Annotated in this window: 18 protein-coding genes; 6 read left to right on the top strand and 12 right to left on the bottom strand. The window is 66.0% G+C overall.

Translation table 11 applies throughout. From position 1 onward, the window contains the following. Positions 1-81: 81 nt before the first annotated feature. Positions 82-1,842 (top strand): ABC transporter ATP-binding protein, encoded by a 1,761-nt coding sequence (locus tag ACIBW7_RS17305; protein WP_397047248.1) that lies wholly within the window; start codon positions 82-84, stop codon positions 1,840-1,842. 5 nt (positions 1,843-1,847) lie between these two features. Here ACIBW7_RS17305 and ACIBW7_RS17300 read toward each other — a convergent pair whose 3' ends face one another. Then, positions 1,848-2,258, bottom strand: coding sequence for a winged helix-turn-helix transcriptional regulator (locus ACIBW7_RS17300; RefSeq protein WP_397047246.1), 411 nt, complete (start codon positions 2,256-2,258; stop codon positions 1,848-1,850). Between the two features lie 67 nt (positions 2,259-2,325). Here ACIBW7_RS17300 and ACIBW7_RS17295 point away from each other — a divergent pair, with 67 nt between their 5' ends. Further along, positions 2,326-3,234 (top strand): NADP-dependent oxidoreductase, encoded by a 909-nt coding sequence (locus tag ACIBW7_RS17295; RefSeq protein ID WP_397047244.1) that lies wholly within the window; start codon positions 2,326-2,328, stop codon positions 3,232-3,234. A gap of 3 nt (positions 3,235-3,237) precedes the next feature. Here ACIBW7_RS17295 and ACIBW7_RS17290 read toward each other — a convergent pair whose 3' ends face one another. From ACIBW7_RS17290 to ACIBW7_RS17280, 3 genes are all read right to left on the bottom strand, one after another. Next, entirely contained in the window at positions 3,238-4,680 is a 1,443-nt protein-coding gene (locus tag ACIBW7_RS17290; RefSeq protein ID WP_397047242.1) for a hypothetical protein, read from the bottom strand. Between the two features lie 133 nt (positions 4,681-4,813). Then, entirely contained in the window at positions 4,814-5,566 is a 753-nt protein-coding gene (locus ACIBW7_RS17285) for a L,D-transpeptidase family protein (RefSeq protein WP_397047240.1), read from the bottom strand. Between the two features lie 162 nt (positions 5,567-5,728). Continuing rightward, a complete protein-coding gene (locus ACIBW7_RS17280) occupies positions 5,729-6,361 on the bottom strand; it encodes a cyclodeaminase/cyclohydrolase family protein (protein ID WP_397047238.1) in 633 nt (210 codons plus the stop codon). Between the two features lie 117 nt (positions 6,362-6,478). On the opposite strand from ACIBW7_RS17280, the gene ACIBW7_RS17275 reads away from it, so the two are divergent. Continuing rightward, positions 6,479-7,519 (top strand): LLM class F420-dependent oxidoreductase, encoded by a 1,041-nt coding sequence (locus ACIBW7_RS17275; protein WP_397047236.1) that lies wholly within the window; start codon positions 6,479-6,481, stop codon positions 7,517-7,519. Between the two features lie 186 nt (positions 7,520-7,705). Here ACIBW7_RS17275 and ACIBW7_RS17270 read toward each other — a convergent pair whose 3' ends face one another. The 7 genes from ACIBW7_RS17270 to mftR all read right to left on the bottom strand — a co-directional run bounded on the left by ACIBW7_RS17270 (position 7,706) and on the right by mftR (position 13,607). After that, positions 7,706-8,038: an STAS domain-containing protein gene (locus ACIBW7_RS17270; protein WP_397048148.1), complete on the bottom strand. Its 333-nt coding sequence runs from the start codon at positions 8,036-8,038 to the stop codon at positions 7,706-7,708. 85 nt (positions 8,039-8,123) lie between these two features. Further along, positions 8,124-10,463 (bottom strand): SpoIIE family protein phosphatase, encoded by a 2,340-nt coding sequence (locus ACIBW7_RS17265; RefSeq protein WP_397047234.1) that lies wholly within the window; start codon positions 10,461-10,463, stop codon positions 8,124-8,126. Between the two features lie 73 nt (positions 10,464-10,536). Beyond that, positions 10,537-11,175: a SpoIIE family protein phosphatase gene (locus ACIBW7_RS17260; protein WP_397047232.1), complete on the bottom strand. Its 639-nt coding sequence runs from the start codon at positions 11,173-11,175 to the stop codon at positions 10,537-10,539. Then, the gene (locus ACIBW7_RS17255; RefSeq protein ID WP_040691752.1) at positions 11,168-11,593 is read right to left on the bottom strand and encodes an ATP-binding protein; all 426 of its coding nucleotides are present in this window, start codon (positions 11,591-11,593) and stop codon (positions 11,168-11,170) included. Before ACIBW7_RS17255 ends, ACIBW7_RS17260 begins: the two co-directional genes overlap by 8 nt. Then, positions 11,571-11,960: an STAS domain-containing protein gene (locus tag ACIBW7_RS17250; protein WP_040691749.1), complete on the bottom strand. Its 390-nt coding sequence runs from the start codon at positions 11,958-11,960 to the stop codon at positions 11,571-11,573. The genes ACIBW7_RS17255 and ACIBW7_RS17250 overlap by 23 nt, the downstream gene beginning before the upstream one ends. Before the next feature lie 12 nt (positions 11,961-11,972). Then, positions 11,973-12,881, bottom strand: a complete 909-nt coding sequence (locus ACIBW7_RS17245) for an STAS domain-containing protein (protein ID WP_040691747.1) — start codon at positions 12,879-12,881, stop codon at positions 11,973-11,975. Between the two features lie 108 nt (positions 12,882-12,989). After that, positions 12,990-13,607, bottom strand: coding sequence for a mycofactocin system transcriptional regulator (gene mftR / locus ACIBW7_RS17240; RefSeq protein WP_397047230.1), 618 nt, complete (start codon positions 13,605-13,607; stop codon positions 12,990-12,992). A gap of 66 nt (positions 13,608-13,673) precedes the next feature. Here mftR and mftE point away from each other — a divergent pair, with 66 nt between their 5' ends. Together mftE and mftD are read left to right on the top strand one after the other, a co-directional pair. Next, positions 13,674-14,402, top strand: a complete 729-nt coding sequence (gene mftE / locus ACIBW7_RS17235) for a mycofactocin biosynthesis peptidyl-dipeptidase MftE (RefSeq protein ID WP_397047228.1) — start codon at positions 13,674-13,676, stop codon at positions 14,400-14,402. After that, positions 14,399-15,592: a pre-mycofactocin synthase MftD gene (mftD, locus tag ACIBW7_RS17230; RefSeq protein WP_397047227.1), complete on the top strand. Its 1,194-nt coding sequence runs from the start codon at positions 14,399-14,401 to the stop codon at positions 15,590-15,592. The genes mftE and mftD overlap by 4 nt, the downstream gene beginning before the upstream one ends. 9 nt (positions 15,593-15,601) lie before the next feature. On the opposite strand, the gene ACIBW7_RS17225 is transcribed toward mftD, so the two are convergent. Beyond that, entirely contained in the window at positions 15,602-16,072 is a 471-nt protein-coding gene (locus ACIBW7_RS17225) for a MarR family winged helix-turn-helix transcriptional regulator (RefSeq protein ID WP_063037244.1), read from the bottom strand. 255 nt (positions 16,073-16,327) lie between these two features. On the opposite strand from ACIBW7_RS17225, the gene ACIBW7_RS17220 reads away from it, so the two are divergent. Then, a complete protein-coding gene (locus ACIBW7_RS17220; RefSeq protein WP_397047225.1) occupies positions 16,328-18,004 on the top strand; it encodes a fumarate hydratase in 1,677 nt (558 codons plus the stop codon). The last annotated feature ends 123 nt before the right edge of the window (positions 18,005-18,127 follow it).

The following is an 18,127-nucleotide window of genomic DNA, read 5'->3' as shown; positions in this document are numbered from 1 at the left end:
TTGTTGAGCATAACTCATTGTTTCGGGAACAATTATGAGTCATGCTCAGTTTCATGACGTAGTCCTCGGAAGGAGGCGCCTATGCAGCCCCCACATCAACTTCGCCGGATCGTCCGGCTGTTTCGGCCGTATCGCGCGCGCCTGGCACTGGTCGCCGCGCTCGTCGGTTTGTCGTCACTGGTCGCGCTGGCATCGCCGTTCATGCTGCGCGGCATCCTCGACGACGCCCTGCCGCACGGCCGGACCGGTCTGCTGACCGCCCTCGCGGCAGGCATGGTCGCGGTCGCCGCACTCACGAGCATCTTCGGCGTGCTCCAGACCTACATCTCCACCGCGGTCGGTCAAGAGGTCATGCACGATCTGCGCTCCGCGGTGTATGCGCAGTTGCAGCGAATGCCGTTGTCGTTCTTCACGACTACCCGCACCGGCGAAGTGCAGTCGCGGATCGCCAACGATATCGGCGGCATGCAATCGACGGTCACCTCGACCGCGACTTCACTGGTCTCGAACTTCACCACCGTAGTCGCCTCGGTGATCGCCATGATCGCCCTCGACTGGCGGCTCACCTTGGTCTCACTGATCATGCTGCCGTTCTTCGTCTGGATCAGCAGGCGCGTCGGCGACGAACGCAGGAAGATCACCGCGCAGCGGCAGCAGAAATTGGCAGGCATGTCGGCGATCGTGGAGGAATCGCTGTCGGTGAGTGGCATTCTGCTCGGGCGCACGATGGGCCGCGCGCCCGCGCTGGTCGACGATTTCGCGAAGGAGTCGCGTGGGCTGGTGGACCTGGAGATCAGGTCCGGAATGGCCGGTCGGTGGCGGCAGTCGACGATTCAGATCGTGATGGCGGCCATGCCCGCGATCGTCTACTGGGCGGCGGGATCGACCGTGGCAGCGGGACATCCGCTGGTCTCGGTCGGCACCTTGGTCGCCTTCACGACCTTGCAGACGAGCCTGTTGCGGCCGATGGTGCAGTTGCTGAACACCGGGGTGGAGGTGCAGAGTTCCATGTCGCTGTTCGGTCGGATCTTCGAATACCTGGACCTGGAGCCGGATATCGAGGAACCGATGAAGCCGGTGCCGGTGCCGGATTCGGGTGTCAAGGGCGAGGTCCGCTTCGAGCACGTCGGCTTCACCTATGGATCCGGGACGCGGAATGTGTTGCAGGACATCGACATCACTGTGCCCGCCGGGACCAGTCTGGCGATTGTCGGCGAAACCGGTTCGGGCAAGACCACACTCGGCTACCTGGTGGCGCGACTCTACGACGTGACATCCGGCCGGGTCGAGATCGACGGAATCGATGTGCGGGACTTGTCCTTTGCCGATCTCGCCGCCGCCGTCGGCGTGGTCTCGCAGGAGACCTACCTGTTCCACACCTCGGTCGCGGACAATCTGCGCTTCGCCAAACCCGATGCGACCGACGAGGAGTTGTACGCCGCGGCGCGGGCCGCGCAGATCCACGACCATATCGTGAGCCTGCCGGACGGCTACGACACGCTGGTCGGCGAGCGCGGCTATCGGTTCTCCGGCGGCGAGAAGCAGCGTTTGGCGGTGGCACGGGTGATCCTGCGCAATCCGCCGATTCTCGTGCTCGACGAGGCCACCAGCGCGCTGGACAACCGGACCGAGCAGGAGGTGCAGGCCGCAATCGACGCGCTGTCGGAAGGCCGAACCACCATCACCATCGCGCACCGGCTCTCCACCATCCGCGACGCCGAGCAGATCGTCGTGCTCGACCGCGGCCAGATCATCGAACGCGGCACCCACCGCGAGCTCATGGACTCCGACGGTCGCTACGCCGCCCTGGCCTCCGGCGGTGACCTCCTACAGGCCGCCTGAGGTGTTCAGATGGGTTCAGGGTCGGTGCGATTATCGAATTCATCACGGGCGGTAACGATTTCGCCCTGGTGCTGCACCGACCAGACCCCCATCGCGTGGCTGAGCTCGCCGAGGCTGGCCCCCAGATCGGTCAGCGAGTACTCGACTCGCGGCGGGACGGTGGGGTAGACGGCGCGGCGGACCAGTCCGTCGCGCTCCAGGTTGCGCAGGGTGCGGGTGAGCATCTTCTGGGTGATGCCGTCGAGTCGACGGCGCAGATCGTTGAAGCGCACCGGCTCGCCCGCCATGCGCAGTACGCCGAGGACGAGCAGCACCCATTTGTCGGCGAGCACCGTCAGCACTTCGCGCGCCGGGCAGTTGGTCAGATAGCTCTTGACCAGGTTGTCGGAGCCGGACCAGTCGACAATGGTATCCATCGGGTACCTCGGGATCATTGAAGTGCCTTCTTTCCCTTGGATACTAGGGGACCGCAGAATCAGTGGCATGCTCGCAATCACGCAACAAACATTCGGTGGTCCCGAGGTCCTGGAAATCGTCGAGGTCGATCGGCCGAGCGCCGGACCGGGCGAGGTGGTGGTGCAAGTCGCCGCCACCGGTATGAATGCGGCGGACTGGAAGCTGCGGTCCGGGCTGATACGCAAACTCGGGGATCCGCCGTTCACCCTGGGCTTCGATGTGTCCGGGATCGTCGATGCGGTCGGCGCCGGTGTCGAGCAATTCCGGGTCGGCGACGAGGTCTACGGCATGGTGCTCAGCCGGTCCGGCGGCTATGCGGAATACGTTGTGGCGCAGGCGGATATCCTCGCGCCGAAACCGGCGATCCTGGATCACATCCACGCGGCCGCCGTGCCGACCGCGGTGCTGACCGCCTGGCAGGGGCTCACCCGAGTCGTTGCCGGACAACGCGTGCTGGTCCATGCGGCGGCGGGGGGTGTCGGACATTTCGCGGTGCAGATCGCCAAGGACCGCGGCGCGTATGTGATCGGTACGGCTCGCGCCGCCAACCACGAATTCCTGCGGGAGATCGGCGCGGATGAGGTGATCGATTATACGACAACCGATTTCGCGGAGGCGGTGCGTGATGTCGATGTCGTTTTCGATCTCGTCGGCGATGACTACGGATCGCGGTCGCTACGGGTGCTGACCGCGGGCGGACGCCTGATCGACGCGCAGGGCAATGATACCGAGGAGGATCCGCGGTACGAGCGGCTGTACGTCAATCCGTCAGGCCGCGATCTAGGCGAGCTGGCCGCCCTGTTCGAGGCAGGCCGGTTGCACGTGGAGATCGATCAGGTGCTGCCGATGGCCGAGGTGGTCAAGGCCCATCACCTGAGCGAATCCGGGCGCGTCCGCGGGAAAATCGTACTGGTGCCGTGGAATTCGCCGGTGTGACGGTCAGGCCGCGCCGATTCCGGTGATAAGGGTCTGGTTGCCCACCCGCGCCGTCGTGACGACCTGGGGTTTGTAGGTGATCGATGTCGAATCGGGTCGATGCTCGGTCACCTGCACCAGGTACTGCCCGGCGAAGGCTCCCGGCGTAATGCTGATGCAGTGGGTGGTGCCGGCCGGAATGCCATCGATGCCCTGTTGAATCGTCCCGGCGGGAGAGACGGATGCGTTGGGCGCCACGAACTCTCGGGTCGCAACACCGGATCGGGTGACGTAATAGGCGTACTGGAACGCGAAGATGACACCCGGTCCGGAATCCAGCCCGCCCGCGCCGTTGCCGGTAATGGTGTCCCCGACCCGCTCGGCCGGGCACTGTGCCGCGGACGTGGATCCGGAGACCGCGACCTGGCTGGGCGTGGACGAGGCCACTGTCGCCGGTTGCGGCTCCGGCTGAATCTGCACGAACGCCACCACGAGTAGTCCGGCCGCCGCGACCGACCCGACCAGCACCGGCATCCACCGGCGCTTCGACCGATTCCGACCGGACCGATCGATCATGGCAGCCAAGGCCTCCTCATGCCGGAAGTAGTCCGGCGCAGTCGGTTTCGGCTCCGCGGGAAGTTCCTCGACCCATTCGGACCAGTCGCCTCCATAGTCGAGCTCATACTGCGCGGATTCCCCATCCGCTGCCTGAATCGGGTTGTGCCGCACCAAATCCTGCTCGTATGGGTCCGGTGCGTAATGGTTCGGATCTTGTCGAGTGGGGTCTGTGTCGAAAACGCTTGGGTGAATCGGGTTCTGGCGCATCGGATCTCGCTGAATCGGTCCCTGCCGGTTCGGGTCCTGCCGGTTCAGGTCCTGGGCAACAGGCGCATGCCAACTCGGATCTTGCGGAGCAGGCGGACGCGGCACGGCGGGCGCAGGAGGGCTCGGGTTCCGGCTGACGTGCACCTGACGGATCGGTTCCGGCAACGTCAGCGATCCGTGCTCGTCGTCCTGCGCAGTCGGCGCTTGGCGCATCGAGACGTGCGGAACCGAGGGTTGACGCGGGGGACCTTCTTGGATCGGAATCCGCGGTATCGGCCCGGTTTGCCTGGCGCCCTGGGGATTCGGAGCCTGGCCGCTGGGAACTTGTTGACCACGAATGCGCCGGAACGGGTCCGTATTCGTCGGCGCACGGTCGACCGGAACTCGGGGCAGCGGTCCGGATTGTGTTGCGGCGCGGTCGATCGGCACGCGGCGTAGTGGACCGGTGTCGATGGGTGCGCCGTCGAGCGGGATCCGCGGAATCGGCCCGGTCGGCGCGTCGTCCTCTGTGCAGCCGATCCGATGGAACGGGTTCGGCGGTGTCGGAGTCTGGTATGCCCTCGGCGCACCGAGCGGCTGTTGTGGCGCAGCGCCCGGCTGCGGGCCGGAATTCGCCCGCGAGGTCATATCCGGTCGATCCATCGCCCCACCTTCATCAGGTCATACGATCACGTGTGTCCCGCAGTTGTATCAACCTCGGCAGGATACTGCCAGGTTTGCTGCCCGTGACGAAATTGAGAGGAGGTGTCGCGAAGGAAAACGGATTGCTTACGGCTCACCAGTGCACGGTGACCGGATCGCCGACGCCGACGGTCTGGTAGTACCAGGCGGCGTCATCGGGAGCCAGGTTGATGCAGCCGTGGCTGACATTGGCATAGCCCTGCGAATCCACCGACCACGGTGCGGAGTGCACGAAAACGCCACCCCACGTGAGGCGTTCGGCGTACTCGCCATTGATGACGTAGCCTTCGGGCGAACTCAGCGGGATCCCGATGGTGCGCGAGTCGAAGACGACCGAACGGAACTTTTCGAGCACCGGGAAGGTACCTGTCGGTGTCTCGTACCCAGGCTTGCCCATGGATGCGGGCACCGACCGCGCGACCGCACCGCTGATGCTCACGGTGAAGGTATGCGCCGACATGTCGGCATCGGCCACCACGCCCGCATTGGTGCGGAACTCCGTGCGCGCGTTACCGACCTGCACCGAGATCGGCGCCCGGGCCGGCAGGAAACTTGTTGGCGTCCAAGTCAATTCACGATCACTTGCCCACGAGAAAGCGCCCGGGAGTGGGTCGGTGGCTCGGATATCGACCAGTCGTTCGGCTCGGTCGCGGTTGGTGACCGGATTGGCGAATCGAATCGTCACCGGTGCCGCGATGCCGACTATCTGGCCTGCCGACGGGGAAATCGTCGCGACCGCGTCGACGTTGGGTTTCAGAATCGTTGTGGCGATTGCCGCTCCGGACCCGAACGCCGCCAAGGCGACGACCGTGGTCGCGAAGAACAGGTATCTGAGTGCGTTCCGCATGGTCCACCCCTTCACGCTGGTGTGGGACGCAGAAATCCATTCTAGGACTTCATGATCAACTCGACGTACCGGTTCTGTAACGGCCGTCCAAGTCCACAGTTTCGTATAGGGGCGACATACCCGGCATAGCACCGAACAAACGATCAGACCGTTCGGTCTAATTCAGCCGCGGACGGCGTGCAATACATCGGCGTGCAGTGCGTCCGCGCGGGCGGTGATCTCGTCGACGCGGATCAGCACCGTGGCGAACTTATCGCCCTGTTCGGCGCTGAGCGAGCGGACATTGATCTCGATATTGAGCTGCGAACTGGTGGCCGCGGCCCGCGCCGCGTCGGCGGCGGCGCCGATATCGGTGACCACATTGGGATTGCCGATCGGCAGCAGTTCGGTGGCGAGTGAGAGCACCTCGTCGGCCTCGTCGACGACCGCGGCGGGCACCCGGGCGGCCTCGAGCAGCGCGGCGGTAATGGCTTCGGTCCGCGCGGCGGCCTGCTCGGAGGAATCCTTCGGCAACTTGTAGGCGTTGCCGACGGCGGTGAACGCCGCCGCATCGGCGTCGGCCAGGGCCAGCGCGCGCTCGCGAGCCGCATCGGCCGCCTCGATGATCCGGTCGATGACCGGCCGGTGTTCGGCATCCTTGGCCCGGGTGGTGTAGCGCGCGACCATCGCGACCAGTGCGGCGCCCTGTGCGGCGTGCAGCGCCGCGACGGCGCCGCCACCTGGTGCGGGTACCTTCGCGGCCAGGTCGGTCAGGTACTGCGCGAGGGTGGCCTCAGCGAAGGCGGGCTGCGACACGGCGAGTGGCCTTTCGTTTTCCTGCGACGACAGTGGAGAACTACGGCGAATACGCTACCGCTCGCGCCGGGGTGGCCGGTGCGCGGCCGGTGCGTAGCTGCGGTTAGGTTGAGTGCTATGCGGATCGGATTGAGCATCAACTACTCGGGCGGCTTCAAAGAGGCGGCCGCCGAGGTGGCCGACCTCGAAAAGGCCGGACTCGACATCGTGTTCGTGCCGGAGGCCTACTCGTTCGACGCGGTGAGCGCGCTCGGATATCTGGCGGCCAAGACCACTCGGCTGCAGCTGGCCTCGGGCATCCTGCAGATCTACACCCGCACGCCCAGCCTGACTGCGATGACCGCCGCCGGCCTGGACTTCGTCTCCGACGGTCGCTATGTGCTCGGCCTCGGCGCATCGGGCCCGCAGGTGATCGAGGGCTTCCACGGCGTGCCCTATGACGCACCCATTGGTCGCACCAGGGAACTGGTGGAGATCTGCCGCAAGGTATGGCGTCGCGAGCGGCTGGAGTACCAGGGCAAGTACTACCAGATCCCGCTGCCCGCCGACCGGGGCACCGGCCTGGGCAAGCCGCTCAAGCTGATCAATCATCCGGTACGCGAACGTATTCCGGTGCTGCTGGCCGCGCTCGGCCCGAAGAATGTGGAGTTGGCCGCGGAGATCGCCGAGGGCTGGCAGCCGATCTTCTTCGTACCGGAGAAGGCCAAGGAAATCTGGGGCGAATCACTGGATGCCGGTCTGGCCAAGCGTGATCCGACCCTCGGCGAGCTGGACGTCTACGCCGGGCCCGCGCTGGCCATCGGCGAGAATGTCACGCCGCTACTGGAATTCGTGAAACCGCATCTGGCGCTCTACATCGGCGGCATGGGCGCCAAGGGCAAGAACTTCTATCACACGCTGGCCACCAAGTACGGCTACGGCGCCGAGGCGGACCGGATCCAAGAGCTGTATCTGGCGGGCAAGAAGGAAGAGGCCGTCAAGGTGGTCCCGGACGATCTGGTTCGGGATATCTCGCTGGTCGGCCCGGCCGGATTCGTAAAGGAGCGGATCGCCGCATTCCGTGCGGCAGGTGTCACGGTGCTGAACGTGGTGCCGATGGCGGCGACCCCGGCCGAACGGGTCAAACTGATCGAACAACTGCGCGAACTCTGTGGCTGATTCGCAGCGGCTGTGGCGCTGCGTGTTCGCGGTCCCCTGGTGTCTCGCGGCCGAGCGGTCGAGACTTGCGACTTCGTCGCATGCACTTCGACCACTCGGCCGCGAGACGGGCCGCGAACGTCGCTCGTAAGACTCGCTCCGTGGTGGCTAGGTGATCGGAAAGGTTCCGGTTGAAATCAGGCCGCGCTACCGGAGCGCGGCCAGCGCCTCGGCCAGGGTGGTGTGCAGTGCGAACACCTGATCCAGACTCGTCATCTTGAGCTGCCGGCTGGTGGCCGGACCGTCCGCGACCACCACGATGGTCGTTGTGTCGCCTGCCCGCTGATGCGCCGCGACCAGGGTCGCCATGCCCGCCGAGGCGAGGAAGCTGACGCCGGTCAGGTCGATGATCAGGACCGCCGGTTTGCCGGTGAGGATGGCCTCGATGGTGTTCTCCAGCGCTGGCGCGGTCGCCAGATCGACCTCGCCGGAAACCGTGAGCACGGTCGCGCCATCGTGTGCCTCGACTGTGGTGGCCATCGTGTCCGCCAGGGGATACGCGTCTCCGGAGTTGTTTGTCACATCATCACAATCTGCCATGAACCCGCCTTTCGCGCTGCATTCCTCAGCCAGAAACCTGGCGGTTCGTGCCACGCAGTGGGTTCGCTACGGGGGATTTGATCGCGGGCAACGTTACCGACATGCGGACGCGGGTGCCCAGCCCGCTGTGGTCTATCTCCAATTCTTCCGTCAAAGCCCGCATCATGTCGATGCCGCGTCCGCGTGGCCCCGGATCGGCGGAGCGCGGTTTCCACGTTCCGGTGTCGGCGACCAGAATGACGACCTTTTGGGTATCACATTCGGCGGTCAACTCGACGAGTCCAGGATCGGTGGTGGCCGCCGCGGCGCTGGTGGCACGGCCGAGCAGTTCGGCCGTGGAGCTGATCGCGCGGGTGACCGGCCCGCCGCCGTTGCGGTAGGCGTGTTCGATGCTGTTGCTACAGGCCTCGTTGGCCGCGGCGATGAGGTCGGAGGCGAGATCGTGCGGTACCGCGGCGGCGGCGAGCCACGCCTTGAGCCGCTTGCGCATGGCCGAGAGCTGATCCGGATTGGCCGGAATCTCGAGCCGCAGCGGTGCTGGGGGTTGCCGGTACACGACCATGGCGACGTCATCGTCATAGCCCGCGGCCGGACGCAGTCGGGAGAGCACGGCATCGGCGACCTCACGCGGCAGCTTGCCCGCGGTATCGGCGAGCACCCCCGAGATCTTCGCGAAACTGTCGTCGATATCGACGCCGCGCTGTTCGACCAGGCCGTCGGTGAACAGCACCAGAGTCGAACCCGGTGTGAGCGCCGTGGTGGCCTCAGGACGCCGTGGCGTATCGAAAGTAGCCAGCGGTACCGCGCGGCCACCCTCTAGCAATCGGCCCGGCTGACCGACATCGGCCAGAATCGGCGGCATATGTCCTGCGCTGCTGTAGCGGACCAGTCCGCGCACGGGATCGAGGACGGCGGCGCAGACCGTCGTGCACATCGCGCCGGGAATCCGGCCGGCGACGGTATCGAGTTCCGCGAGCAGCTGCGCCGGGCCCGCGCCGCGCAGCAGCAGAGCCCGTGCGGCAGTACGCAATTGGCCCATCACGACGGCCGCGGACAGGCCACGTCCGACGCAGTCGCCGACCACGACGCCGATGGTGCCGTCGCGCAGCGGAACCACGTCGTACCAGTCGCCGCCGATCTCCAGCGGCGGCAGCGCGGGCTCGTAATGCACCGAGAACCGCGGCGGCAGTTCGATCGGACCGAGCATGGCGCGCTGCAGTGTCAGCGAGGTCGAACGCGCCTGATCGAAGTTGCGCGCCCGCTGCACCGCCAGACTCAGATGTCCGATGAGCAGCGAGAACAGTGTCCAATCGGCGGCGCTGATGGCGCGCGGCGCGGCGAAGCGCAGCCACAATGCCGCGTCACCGGTCTCACCGAGCGGGGCGACGATGCCCTCGGAACTCTCGGTGCCCTCCGGAATCGCGAACAGGCTGCGCGCCGGACGGCGCCGGGCCCGATCCAGTAGCGCCCGCGCGCGGGCGTCGAGCACCGAGCCCTCCGGAGCGCCCTCGGCCCCCGAGACATACGTCTCCGGACCGGTATTGCGGTTGGGCCACACCATCACCACCGCGGTTTCCGCGCCAACGGTGCGTCGCAGTTCGTCCAGCCCGACGGCGAGCACCTCGACCACACTCGTCGCCGCGCCGACCGCTGTGGCAAGTCGTGACGCCGCCTGATCGCGGGCCTGCGCATCGTGTTCGGCGGTGACATCGCGGATGGTGCCGACGAAGATCTGCTCGTACTTCTCCGGTTCGACCATCGCACTGGTACTCACCGCGAGCCAGACCGTGCGGCCGTCGCGATGTTTGACCGGAATCACGAAACGCTGTGCCTCGCTACCGAGATCGGGATAGCGCGGACCTTCCGGCGTCGACCACGGATGCGGCAGCGGGAAAGGCAATTCCGACGCGCCGTAACCGGTCAGCGCGCCGAAGGCGGAATTGACCTCGATGATGGTGCCGCGGGCATCGGCCACGAAGAAGCCGTCCTGCAGCGACTCCACCAGGGCGGTGCGGAAGGCGTCGCGCCCGGCGAGATCGTCGATGCGGGAACGCTGTTGTTCGGCGCGGCGGGTGCCGTCGATATATCCGCGGGTGGCGATGTCCAGGGCAGCGAGAGTCTGCAGCAGGAATTCCAGTGCGGTCTCGGCGTGTTTGGCGGATTCGTCGGCCTTCGCGGTGCCCGATTCCGCGGCTTGCACCACCCGGTAATGGTTTTCGGTGAGATCGAGCAGGCTGATGCCCTCGACGAGAGCCCGCCGGCCGAGTTCGTAACCCTCCCCGAGACCGGCTTGCGACGGTGCGTTCAAGTGCCGCCGTAGCGCATCCGCGTAGGCGTCGAGAAATGCGGCCAGCGCCGCGCTCATGTCTGCGCCTCGACCGCGATGGCGGCTGCGCCTTTTGTTCGCTCGCTGCGCTCGCTCATGTGCATTCCGCCGTTCACGCTGGTGCCTCCAGTACGCCGCCCCGGTGGCGGGCCGCGAGCACCAATGCGTCGTCGGTGTCCTTGGCATGCCTGGCCAGGATTTCGGCGGTGATCTCGGCGGTGGATTTGGACGGATCGATGCCGCTGTCGGCGGATTCGGTGACGATGCCGTCGGTCGACATCAACAGCAGATCGCCCGGACGCACCGGAACGGTCTGCACCTGTAGGTGCTGGGGTAGCCGATAGCCGACGATGCCACCGGTCATCAGGACTGTCGCGCGCATGGCGAGCCCGACCGGACCCGCGGTCAGAATCCGGGAATCGACATTGCCGACGCCGAGCCAGTGCACCGTATCGGATGCGCCGAACAGCGCCAAAGAGACTGCCGCACCTCGGGTGTCGGCCATGGCCCGATGACACAGCACCATCAGGACGTCCAGCGGTTCGGCGCGGTTCTCCGAGAGCACCTGTGCTGCGCGGTCGGCGGCGTCCGCGGCCGCCGAACCGTGGCCGAGTCCGTCGAGGACGGCGAAGAGCACCGCGCCGCCGCCCGCGTCGAGGACCACGCCGCGATCACCTGAGACCCGCTGACCGGGCAGGGCACGGCCGGCCACCGCCCATTCGATCCGGCCGATGATCCCGTCCTCATGCACCGTTGGGTACCCACTTCCACATCTCCACCAACGTGCCGCGACCGGGTGCCGAATCAACGGTGAGCCGGTCCATCAGCCGGCGCGCGCCGGGCAGGCCGAGTCCGAGACCGCGGCCGGTGGAGTACCCGTCGTCGAGCGCGCGGGCGATATCGAGAATGCCGGGGCCCTGGTCCTCGGCCTGAACGACCAGCGCCTGGCGACCCTCCCGGTCATCGACCAGCAAACGTATTTCACCGCTGCCCGCGTAACTGGTTATGTTGCGGGCGATCTCGGAGATCGCCGTCGAGATCATGGTCATATCTGTCAGTGAAAATCCGAGCTTGGCCGCCAGCTCACGTCCGGCTTGACGTGCGATCACGATGTCACCCGACACCCTGACCGCGATCACCAAGTTCTCAGCGGCCACTGTCACGACCATCTCGCTGGCGGCGGGCCGGAGTCATGCGGTTCAACCACGCCAAGCCCTCTTCCAGGTCGAGGGCGGTGTGCATGTCCTCGAAGGTGAGGCCCAACTGCACCATGGCGAACGCGACTTCGGGTTGCAATCCGACGATGACCGTTTCGGCACCGCGGAGCTGCGTCATGTGCGCGATGGTACGCAGCGATCTGGCCGCGAACGAATCCATGACATCGATCGCGGTGACGTCCACGATGATCCCGTGCGCCCGGTATCTACTGACCTGTTTCATCAGGTCGTCCTGGAGACGCTCGGTATCCGCGTCGGTCAGGGCGGACTGGACCGACGCGATCAGATAGGTACCTTGTTTGAGGATCGGAACCGGCATAGGGGGGCCCGATCAGCGCCCATCGCGCTCGGTGAGCATGCGATCCGTGACTCGGGTCACCTCATAGCCGAGTAAACGTTCGGCCTCTTCGATACCTCCCTGGAGGTCACCGACCGCGTTCATCTTCGACAGGTCGAGGCCGATGGTCACCAGGGTGAGCGCGATCTCGGAGGACAGGCCGGTGATGATCACATTGGCGCCCATCAGGCCGGATGCGTCGACGGTCTGCACCAGGTGATTGGCCACCGTGGAGTCGATCGCGGGCACACCGGTGATGTCGATGACGACCACCTTCGCGCGATTGGCGCGGATGGCGCGCAGTAGCTGTTCGGTGAGCTGACGGGCGCGTTGCGAGTCGAGCACACCGATGATCGGCAGGATGAGCAGCTGCTCACGCACCTGGAGCACCGGGGTGGACAGCTCGCGAATGGCTTCCTGCTGCTGGCGGATGACGCGCTCGCGCTCCTGCACGAACGAGATGGCCACAGTGCTCGCGATGCGGTTCGCGGCGGGCTCGTACGCGTCCAGTACCGCGTTGAGCATTTCGAAATCGGCCTGGTATTTCTCGAACAGCGAGCGGGCCAGCACATCGCGCAGCAGCAGCACGATGCCGAGGACCTCGTCGGTTTCGACGCCTCTCGGAATGATGCGCTCGGAAAGATCGCGCGCGTAGGCCTGCAGCGCCTCGACACTACCGGTTACGAGCACCTCGACGTAGTTGTCGTACATGGAGGTCGCCTCGGAGAAGATTTCCTCCGGGGTCATCGCGGTCAGCAGCTGGGCCTCGGTAATGCGCCTTGCCCACTCTTCACGCAGCCCGGTTCGGTTCTGCCGCAGGTGTTCGACCAGCTGCGGAAGCAGGTTGTCGACCGGTCCTACGGGCAGGGAATCCGCCGAAAGGCTCATGGACACCTCGGACATGGAAATTCCAGCCCCTTTCGACGGGATTGTCGGGATAGTCGTGCAGTCGGCTGCGCGCCGATACCGAGCCTAGTCATACCCCATCCCGGTCGCCGGTGAAACCTGCCGTTAGCTCGATGGTAGATCCGGATCCTCGCTCGGCGACGCGAATCCACGTGCCAGCGCCGCGAGCGCCTCGTCGAGATAGACCGTGAGGTCGGCATCGGCGCGGGTCAGCCAGGCATCGAAGGCAGCGCGCGCCGCGGCCAGGGTGGTGCGGCCGACCGCCAGCGCGACCAGGTTGTCCTGCGGTACGCCGAGTCGGCGCGCGGCGAACGCGCTCACGGCCCGCTCCCATGCGTCGTAATGTGCGCCCGCGGTGGCGGCCAGCGCCGGATCGCCGCCGACGAGCTGCATGCGAACGCGTAGTTCGGGCACGTCTTCGGCGCGATATCGGTTGGCGTTCACCACAACTCGGCGTACGGCCGTCATCATCGGTACCTCGTCGGGCACGGTGGCGAAGGCCGCGCGCAGCGACTCGACCTCGGCGTCGAACTGATACCAGAGCACCTCGGCCTTGGTGGGGAAATAACGGAAGAAGGTGCGCCCGCTGATACCCGCGGCCGCGGCGATCTGCTCGACGGTGGTTTCGTCGTAGCCCTGTTCGGTGAACAGTCGCATGGCGATCAGTTCGAGTTCGCGCTTGGTTGTGCCGCGTGGACGGCCCCGCACCTTGGCATCTGTCACGGTTGTCGATTATGGCGTCGATCGCCGGATCTTGATTATGTCAGTGACTGACGATAATCTCGCGGCATGGTGAAAAGTGTCGCGGAACACACCGTGGCCGCGCGACTGACCTGGCCGGAGGCCGGGTCGCGCGCGGCTGCGGGCGCGATCCTTGCCGTGCCGGTCGGGGCGACCGAACAGCACGGACCGCATCTGCCGCTGTCCACCGACACCGATATCGCGCTGGCATTGTGTGTGCGGCTGGCCGAGTTGCGGTCGGATGTGCTCGTCGCACCGGCGATACCGTATGGAGCCAGCGGTGAGCACGCGGGTTTCGCGGGCACGCTGTCGATCGGACAGGCCGCGCTGGAGTTGCTGATCGTGGAGTTGTGCCGTTCGGCCACCGATACTTTCGACCGCATCGTGCTCGTCAACGGGCACGGCGGCAATCTCGAACCCCTGCGCAAAGCGGAGGCGTTGCTGCGTACCGAATCCCGGGACGTGCGGGTGTTCATGCCGCGCTATCCCGGTGATCCGCACGCCGGCCGCGCCGAGACCTCGATGCAGTTGGCGCTACGCCCGGAGGCGGTGCGGACCGACCTCGCCGTCGCCGGTGATACGAGGCCGCTCGCCGAGCTTTTGCCACTGCTGCGCGCCGGGGGTGTGCGCGCGGTGAGCGCCAACGGTGTCCTCGGCGACCCGACGGGCGCCAATGCCGACGAAGGCACTGCACTGCTCACCCAACTGACTACTGACCTGCATGAACAGATCCGGCTGTGGTGGCCGGTGGCTTCCCCGAAAGGATCCCTCACGTGAACCCGTGGTTCGAAACCGTCGCCGAGGCGCAGCGGCGGGCAAAGAAACGACTGCCGAAGTCGGTGTACGGCGCACTGATCGCCGGATCCGAGCGCGGCCAGACCATCGACGAAAATCAGCAGGCCTTCACCGAACTCGGCTTCGCACCGCACTGCGCGGGCCCGATCGGTGATCGTGACCAGTCGACAACCGTACTGGGACAGCAGCTCTCGATGCCGGTGCTGATCTCGCCGACCGGCGTGCAGGCGGTGCATCCGGACGGTGAAGTGGCCGTGGCGCGGGCGGCGGCCGCACGCGGGATCGCGATGGGGCTCAGTTCCTTCGCGAGCAAGCCCATCGAGGAGGTCATCGCGGCGAATCCGGCGACATTCTTCCAGCTGTACTGGTGCGGTTCGAAAGACGAGATCCTGCAACGGATGTCGCGCGCCAAGGCGGCGGGTGCGGTCGGTCTGATCCTGACCCTGGACTGGTCCTTCTCGCACGGGCGCGACTGGGGCAGCCCGGTGATCCCGGAGAAGCTGGATTTCAAGACCATGCTGACATTCGCACCGCAGACCCTGGCGCGGCCGCGCTGGCTCGCCACTTATGTTCGCTCCGGCCGTATTCCGGATCTCACCGCACCGAATATGGCCGTCGGCGGCGGTCCGGCGCCCGGCTTCTTCGGCGCCTACGGCGAGTGGATGGGCACTCCCGCACCGGACTGGGCGGATGTTGCGTGGATCTGCGAACAGTGGGACGGGCCGGTCATGCTCAAAGGCGTGATGCGCGTCGACGATGCGCTGCGTGCGATCGACGCCGGTGTCGCGGCGATCTCGGTGTCCAATCACGGCGGGAACAATCTGGACGGTACGCCGGCCGCGATTCGGGCATTGCCCGTGGTGGCAGATGCAGTCGGATCGCAGATCGAGGTGGTGCTCGACGGTGGCATCCGACGCGGTAGCGATGTGGTGAAGGCGGTGGCGCTGGGCGCTCGCGCGGTCATGATCGGGCGTGCTTACCTGTGGGGCCTCGCCGCGAACGGGCAGGCCGGTGTCGAGAATGTGCTCGACATCCTGCGTGGCGGTATTGATTCGGCGCTGCTGGGACTGCGCAAGACCAGCATCGGCGATCTCGATCGGGGCGATCTGGTGGTGCCGGACGGGTTCGAGCGGGCATTGGGGGTGCCGGAGCAGGCCGTGCAGTCGGCTTGACCTGGCGGATTATTCGGTAGCCGCGGCTCTTCGATGATGGGCGAGCAGCGTGTCGTAGATATCGGCGAGGGCGGCCAATTGCTGGCGGTCGAGCACGTCGACCATATGTTTGCGCACGCTCTGCACATGTGCGGGCGCGGCGGTGGCCAGCACGTCGGCGCCGCGCGGCGTGAGTCGCGCGGCGGTGCGGCGGGCGTCGTCCGGGATCGGTTCCCTGGCGACCAGCGCGCGCTTCTCCATGCGGGTGATCTGATGGGACAGCCTGCTCTGCGACCATTCGAGTTTGGCGGCGAGATCGGCGAAGGTGAGTCGATGATCCGGTGCGTCGGCCAGGTAGGCCAGCACCGAGTATTCGACGTAGGTGAGGTTCGACTCGCGGGATGAGTCGCGCCCGACCGCGGCGGCGATGAGGTCCCTGGTGCGCACATATCCCACCCATGCGCGCATTTCGATGTCATCGAGCCAGTGGGGATCGGTCACGAGAGCGCTCCAAACTCTGACATGTCATTGAATTGTCCCGCCGCCTGATGGCGCGCGACAACTGCCAGATCTGAGAGGTAGCACTGCTGGGGTTGAACGTGCAACCTTTTGGCGGGATGCACCGAGTGAGGGTTGCCTAAGCACGGTCGGCCGCCTAATGCTGGATACGCTCCTTGTGCTCGTGACCAGCCTGCCGAAGACCTTCCCGAGGCCCCGGCGGTGCGTCAGCCCTGAGACCGAATAAGGAGTGCGTCCGTGACCGCGCCGGATTTCCGCTATTCAGATCTGCTGCCGATCGGCGCCGACGACACCCCGTACCGGTTGATCACCACCGAGGGCGTCAGCACCTTCGAACACAACGGCCGCACCTTCCTGCAGGTCGAACCCGAGGCATTGCGCCTGCTCACCGCCGAGGCGATGCACGACATCAGCCACTACCTGCGGCCCGCGCATCTTTCGCAGCTGCGCCGGATCATCGATGATCCCGAGGCCAGCGGTAACGACCGCTTCGTCGCGCTGGATCTGCTCAAGAACGTCAACATTTCCGCGGGCGGCATCCTGCCGATGTGTCAGGACACCGGCACCGCCATCGTGATGGGCAAGAAGTCCGAGGGTGTGCTCACCGGCGTGGACGATGCCGAATGGATCAGCCGCGGCGTATTCGACGCCTACACCAAGTTGAATCTGCGCTACTCGCAGCTCGCGCCCATCACTATGTGGGACGAGAAGAACACCGGCACCAATCTGCCCGCGCAGATCGAGTTGTACTCCACGGCGGGCGATCCCGCGCATCCGTCCTACAAGTTCCTGTTCATGGCCAAGGGCGGCGGTTCGGCGAACAAATCGTTCCTGTACCAGGAGACCAAGGCCGTGCTGAATCCCACGCGCATGCTGGAGTTCCTGGACGAGAAGATCCGTTCGCTCGGCACCGCTGCCTGCCCGCCGTACCACCTCGCGGTGGTAATCGGCGGCACCAGTGCGGAATTCGCGTTGAAGACGGCCAAATACGCGTCCGCGCACTACCTGGACACCCTGCCCACCGAGGGGTCCCTCGCAGCACACGCCTTCCGTGATCTGGAACTGGAGGAAGAGGTCTTCAAGCTCACCCAGTCCTTCGGTATCGGCGCGCAATTCGGCGGTAAGTACTTCTGCCACGACGTCCGCGTGGTGCGCCTGCCTCGGCACGGCGCCAGCTGCCCGGTCGCCATCGCGGTGTCCTGCTCGGCCGACCGGCAGGCACTGGCCAAGATCACGCCGGAGGGTGTGTTCCTGGAGCAGCTCGAGCGCGAGCCCGCGCACTACCTGCCCGAGCAGACCGACTCCATCCTCGGCGGCGATGTGGTCAAGGTCGACCTGAACCGGCCCATGTCGGAGATTCGCGCCGAACTGTCGAAATACCCAGTGAAGACCCGGCTTTCGCTGACCGGTCCGCTGGTCGTCGCCCGCGACATCGCACACGCCAAGATCAAGGAGCGCCTCGACGCGGGCGAGCCGATGCCGGCATATCTGCGCGAGATGGCCGTGTACTACGCGGGCCCGGCGAAGACGCCCGAAGGCTACGCCTCCGGTTCGTTCGGTCCGACCACCGCGGGCCGGATGGACTCCTACGTCGATCAGTTCCAGGCTGCGGGCGGGTCGTTCGTCATGCTGGCCAAGGGCAATCGCTCGGCCCAGGTGACCAAGGCGTGCAAGGAACACGGCGGTTTCTACCTCGGTTCCATCGGTGGTCCCGCGGCGCGACTGGCGCTGGATTGCATCAAATCCGTCGAGGTACTGGAGTATCCGGAGCTGGGCATGGAGGCGGTCTGGAAGATCGAGGTCGAGGATTTTCCGGCATTCATCGTGGTGGACGACAAGGGCAACGACTTCTTCGCGGAAACGCAGAAGCCGATTGCGTTGCGGGTGCGCACCCGCTCGAAGGAACGCGTCTGAACGGTCGAAACGGGCCGCTGGCGACTGCTTGCGGGTCGCTCGAAACGGGCCGCTGGCGACTGCTTGCGGGTCGCTCGAAACGGGCCGCTGGCGACTGCTTGCAGGTCGCTCGAAACGGGCCGC

Origin of the sequence: Nocardia sp. NPDC049526, from assembly GCF_044465765.1 — a bacterium.
GTDB lineage: Bacteria > Actinomycetota > Actinomycetes > Mycobacteriales > Mycobacteriaceae > Nocardia.
This window is presented reverse-complemented; position numbering and strand designations above follow the sequence as displayed.